Source organism: Polynucleobacter sp. 35-46-11, assembly GCF_002281105.1.
Map to the genome: position 1 here is coordinate 1 of NZ_NCFJ01000530.1, position 1,694 is coordinate 1,694.

The following is a 1,694-nucleotide window of genomic DNA, read 5'->3' on the forward strand; positions in this document are numbered from 1 at the left end:
CGTTGATCATCTGTGTCTGACGTTTTGTCGACGGCAGCGTACCAGTTTGTGGGATTAGTGTTTTGTTGGCTCATACGACTATTTTAAGCCGTATTAAGCAGTTCCTCCGACAGTCAGGCTGTCAATACGTAAAGTTGGCTGTCCAACGCCCACGGGGACGCTCTGACCTTCTTTGCCGCAAACCCCGATACCGCCATCTAATTTCAGGTCATTTCCGATCATGGAGACCTGTTTTAGGGACTCTGGTCCGCTCCCAATAATGGTTGCACCTTTGACTGGATATTGAATTTTGCCGTTTTCTACCCAATAGGCTTCTGAGGCTGAAAACACGAATTTACCGCTTGTAATGTCGACTTGGCCACCCCCGAAATTGACCGCGTAAAGACCACGTTTAATGCTTGCAACGATTTCTTGGGGATCGTCTTTGCCAGCCATCATGTAGGTATTGGTCATACGAGGCATGGGTAGGGAGGCAAAACTCTCCCGTCGTCCATTTCCGGTGAGAGGCATATTCATGAGTCGGGCATTCAAACTATCCTGAATGTAGCCCTTCAAGATACCGTCTTCAATCAGCGTGGTGCACTGGGTCGGTGTGCCTTCATCATCGATATTGAGTGAGCCACGACGACCAGAAAGTGTCCCATCGTCTACTACAGTGACCCCTTTAGCGGCAACGCGCTGTCCAATGCAGCCAGCAAAAGCAGAAGAGCCTTTTCGATTAAAGTCACCTTCTAGTCCATGACCTACCGCTTCGTGCAATAACACTCCAGGCCATCCTGGCCCCATGACTACTGTCATTGGACCCGCGGGGGCTGGGCGAGAGTCTAGATTAATCAGGGCGCCATCCACAGCTTCATCAACATATTGATTAATCAGCTCTGCATTGAAGTAGTGATAATCATGACGAGCACCGCCACCAGAAGATCCAGATTCGCGACGACCATTTTGTTCGGCAATCACATGTACTGATACCCGTACTAGTGGACGTACGTCAGCAGCTAATAAGCCATCAGCACGAACTACGAGCACCACATCGAACTCGCCGGCTAGACTAGCCATGACCTGAATGATGCGTGGGTCTCGCGCTTTTGCACGACGCTCAATGCCTTCAAGTAAAGCAATCTTTTCTTGTGGCGCGAGTGAGTCTAGGGGGTTTAAGTCTGAGTAGAGCTCGTTAGAGATTGGTGTAAATATTTTGCTTGCAACAGCGCGAGTGCCTCCTTGGGGTCCAATCACGCGAGTGGATTTGGCTGCCTTGTTGAGAGCTTCTAGATTTATTTCATCGGAGTAAGCAAAGGCAGTTTTATCTCCGTAAATTGCACGCACTCCCACGCCTTGATCAATACTGAAGCTGCCGGATTTCACGATACCTTCTTCAAGACTCCAACTCTCGTTACGAGTGTGCTGGAAGTAAAGGTCAGCATCATCCAGCTGATGTGTAAACATGTCGCCAAAGGTGCGATGTAAATCTTGCTCAGAGAGGCCAGTTGGTTCCAGCAGAATAGACTTCGCTAATTTAAGAAGGTCGGCCTGCTTCTTGGGCTTGGTCCAATCACTTGGAAATAATGCTTCTGGTGCTCTCATCTTGATTTTGTTGAACTTTCTGTATTAAAGCTTGCGGTGTTTTAGTGCCGGTAGCTTAGAGCGTACCTCTTTTAATTTATCTTTGCTGAGTTTGCCCTGAATAAAACCTT

At 48.4% G+C, this 1,694-nt stretch carries 1 protein-coding gene; it reads right to left on the bottom strand.

Annotated elements, in window-relative coordinates; all coding sequences use genetic code 11:
* Positions 1–93 precede the first annotated feature (93 nt).
* On the bottom strand, positions 94–1,584 hold the full coding sequence (gene tldD / locus B7Y67_RS17245; RefSeq protein ID WP_293599683.1) for a metalloprotease TldD: 1,491 nt from the start codon (positions 1,582–1,584) through the stop codon (positions 94–96).
* Between the last annotated feature and the right edge of the window lie 110 nt (positions 1,585–1,694).